The 3264-nt window shown below is 63.4% G+C and carries 4 protein-coding genes; 3 read left to right on the top strand and 1 reads right to left on the bottom strand.

Translation table 11 applies throughout. From position 1 onward, the window contains the following. Positions 1-364: 364 nt before the first annotated feature. Entirely contained in the window at positions 365-577 is a 213-nt protein-coding gene (locus tag F8N36_RS12365; protein WP_291333128.1) for a hypothetical protein, read from the bottom strand. 256 nt (positions 578-833) lie between these two features. Here F8N36_RS12365 and F8N36_RS12360 point away from each other — a divergent pair, with 256 nt between their 5' ends. The 3 genes from F8N36_RS12360 to F8N36_RS12350 all read left to right on the top strand — a co-directional run. Beyond that, positions 834-1889, top strand: a complete 1056-nt coding sequence (locus F8N36_RS12360; protein WP_291333127.1) for an RNA ligase (ATP) — start codon at positions 834-836, stop codon at positions 1887-1889. Between the two features lie 41 nt (positions 1890-1930). Further along, positions 1931-3010 carry an RNA ligase gene (locus F8N36_RS12355; RefSeq protein WP_291333126.1) on the top strand — a complete coding sequence of 360 codons (1080 nt, stop codon included), beginning with the start codon at positions 1931-1933 and terminating at the stop codon, positions 3008-3010. Next, a partial coding sequence (locus F8N36_RS12350; RefSeq protein ID WP_291333125.1) for an HD domain-containing protein occupies positions 3010-3264 on the top strand: 255 nt, incomplete at its 3' end. The genes F8N36_RS12355 and F8N36_RS12350, both read left to right, overlap by 1 nt.

Raw genomic sequence — 3264 nt, 5'->3', positions numbered from 1 at the left:
TATTCTGGCCGGCTTGGGAATCCCCTCCGTGAGTCTCACTCACCGAAAGTTGGTACAAGGCCCTTTCGCGTTTACTGTCCGGATATTGTGCGCAATTCTGCGCGTTTTAGGCAGTCAAAATGGATTTCAGCCATCGGTAAGATTGGCTTCGACACGGCGGCTTCGTCCAATTTGCGACAGCTTTACATCGGGCGGCGCCGTCTGATCTTTCCGGTTTCTGTAGCTGGCTGCGCAGGCTCTTGGTTCTGCTGTTCGTTGGATTCTGGCGCTGGCGGTCGAGCCTGGCAGACCTCGTTGGAGTGAGGTCTCCAGCCCAAATTGTGGCTTCGGCGGCGGGTGAGATAACCGGAGGTAAGGAACCAACCTACTGGAGATTTCGCCTGCGATGACGTACCTTTTCGACAACCTGCCCACGCATGTGGCGCCCCAGTCGTCCTTCACGAAACCTCCCCGGCAGCGGCAGAAGGATGACCTCGATCATCACCCTTGGCCGTTTCAGCAAGGCATCAACGTCGTCTTGTTTGCTGGAATTGGGGGCAGTTGCCAGGGACTCGAAGAAGCTGGACTTCCAGTTCATGTTGCGGTCATTCCCTGACATAGGTTTTTGTACACCACGACAATGGCACCACTCCCGCTGAGGAGCGCGCCAATTGCAACGGAATGCGGGGAGTGGACGATGTACAGGTATGCTGCCGGCGGCGTCGGTTATCGCGACATAGACATATATGTTTACTATTGCCTCACGATTCGGTATTAAGGATGGCATCGACGAATAGGGGGGTGCCGGAGGACGTTTTTCGGCACTTGGTCGGTCAGAACAGGGGAGAGATGACATGTCGAATTTTTCCGTTCCGGTGGTCCGCGTTCGCGGTATCGAGCCCATTCCCAATGCCGATGCCATCGAACTGGCCGTGGTCGGCGACTACCGCTCGGTGGTCAAGAAGGGGCAGTTCAAGGCCGGCGACGTTGTCGTCTATCTCCCCGAGGCCTCGGTTTTGCCCGATCCGCTGATCGAGACGCTGGGCCTCGTCGGCAAGCTGGCGGGCAGCGCCAAGAACCGTATCAAAGCGATCCGGCTGCGCGGCTGCTTGAGCCAGGGCATCCTGTACGACCAGGTGCCCGCGAACGCCAATGAGGGCGACTGCGTCGCCGAGGCGCTGGGCGTGGTCAAGTACGAGCCGCCGATCCCCGCACATATGGCGGGCGAGGTCGCCAATCTCTTCGGCCATCCGCTGAAGTACGACATCGAGAACTTCAAGGCATTCCCCGACGTCCTCGTCGACGGCGAAGAGGTCGAGATGACCGAGAAGACCCACGGCACCTTCACCGGCGTCGCCGTGGTGCCTGGCCTCGGGCATCCCGAGATGGTCGCCGGCGACGGCATCGTCTACTCCAAGGGCATGGGCGCCAAGGGTCTCGTCTTCAAAGACAACGAGGCAAATGCCGGGAACCTCTACATGCAGGCGGCCAAGGCCGTCGATCTGCACGACGCTATTCGCCGTGTGTTTCCCGGCAAGACCGTCCATGTCCTGGGCGAGACCTATGGGGCCGGTGTGCAGGATCTCGCCTACGGCCGCAAGGACCGCGCGTTCGCCGCTTTCGACATCTGGGTTGACGGCGCGTTCCTCGGCCGCGACGACTTTGCTGCTGCCGTCCGGGACCTCGGCATCGAGCGGATGCCAGTGCTGTACCGCGGCCCGTTCTCGAAAGCCGTGATGTACGAGCACACGGACGGCAAGAGCGTGGTCGGCGCCGGCGCGCACATCCGCGAGGGCGTGGTGATCGTCCCGGTCACCGAACGGCGCGACGATGCCATTGGCCGCGTCATCCTCAAGTCGGTGTCCGGCGACTACCTCACCCGCAAGGGCGAGGCCACCGAGTTCAACTAAGCCCTCAGGGGGAATCCACTATGCGTCACCCGGCCCACCTCATGGACTACGACACCCTGCTCGGCGGGCTGAATGCGGCCATTGCCGACGGGGTGGTGTACGAACGGCGGGATGGCGATCTCTCGCTGTTCTGCTACACCACGCGCGCCGTTTACGACGAGGTGTGGAACCAGTTCACGAGCGTCGCCCGTGGTCTCGTTCTGGACCGGGCTGCCCGGCGGATCGTCGCCACGCCGTTCCCAAAATTCCACAACCTCGGCGAAGGCGGACGCACCGCGCCGTCCGACGACTTCGAGGCTTTCGAGAAGTTGGACGGGTCGCTGATCATTGCCTTCCACCACAATGACAATTGGCGGACGGCGACCAAGGGCGAGTTCAACTCGGACCAAGCCAAGGCGGCCTTGTCCAAGCTCCCGTTCGGGCGGATGGCGCCTGGGCCGACCTACCTGTCCGAACTGATCGGGCCGTCGAACAAGATCGTGGTTCGGTATCCGGAGGACGAATGCCGCCTTCTGGGTGTCTATGCCGACGACGGGCGCGAGTGGACACGCCGGGAGATGGAGGCTCTCGACCTCGGCGGCATGCCGCTGGCGCGCGTGTTCGCCTGCGCTTCGCTGGCGGCACTGGTCGCTCACACCGCCACCCTGCCGGTCGGCGAGGAAGGTTACGTGCTGCGCTTCGCCGACGGCACCCGTCTGAAGCTGAAAGGCAATGAATATCGGCGCCTGCATGCGCTGATCAGCAACCTGTCGCCGCTGACCGTCTGGGATGCCATGCAGGCCGGGAGCGACCTGGCCATGCGGCGCGACTTGCCGGAGGAGTTCTGGGACGACTTCGACCAGATCCGCACCCTTTTGCAGCGGCAGCTTGACAGCATCGTGGCCGAGATCGACGCGGAAGCGACGAAGTGGTCGGCCGCCACCGACAAGGAAGTCGGGCTGGCTCTGAAAACTATCCCCGAGCCGGCTCGGTCGTTCCTGTTCGCCCATCGCAAAGGTCAGATGGCGGACACCAGGACGCGGCAGGCCCTATACCGGCTCATCCGTCCCACCGGGAACGTCCTCGACGGGTATGTTGCCAGCTATGCTGTGCGCCGCGCCGCAGAGGAAATGGAGGGATGATGCCCACCCTCATCGCCCGCGCCGCTGCATTCGCCGCCGAAGCACACGCGGCCGTCGGCCAGGTGCGGAAGTACACCGGCGAGCCCTATGTCGAGCATCCGCGGGCCGTGGCCCGCTTAGTGGCCGACGCTGGCGGCGACGATGCCATGGTGGCCGCGGCGTGGCTGCATGACGTGGTCGAGGACACCCGGGTCTCGCTCGACGAGATCCGCGGCCAGTTCGGCGACGCCGTGGCCGACCGGGGGTGGTGGGGG

The sequence above is a fragment of the Desulfovibrio sp. genome (assembly GCF_009712225.1).
Taxonomy (GTDB): domain Bacteria; phylum Desulfobacterota; class Desulfovibrionia; order Desulfovibrionales; family Desulfovibrionaceae; genus Desulfovibrio.
The sequence above is the reverse complement of the archived record's forward strand: the minus strand, read 5'-3'. Positions and strand labels throughout refer to the sequence as shown.

What these genes read in the sequence shown, in the direction of transcription:
- F8N36_RS12365 (WP_291333128.1), bottom strand. Translation starts at nt 577, where the DNA reads ATGAACTGGAAGTCCAGCTTCTTCGAGTCCCTGGCAACTGCCCCCAAT.
- F8N36_RS12360 (WP_291333127.1), top strand. Translation starts at nt 834, where the DNA reads ATGTCGAATTTTTCCGTTCCGGTGGTCCGCGTTCGCGGTATCGAGCCC.
- F8N36_RS12355 (WP_291333126.1), top strand. Translation starts at nt 1,931, where the DNA reads ATGGACTACGACACCCTGCTCGGCGGGCTGAATGCGGCCATTGCCGAC.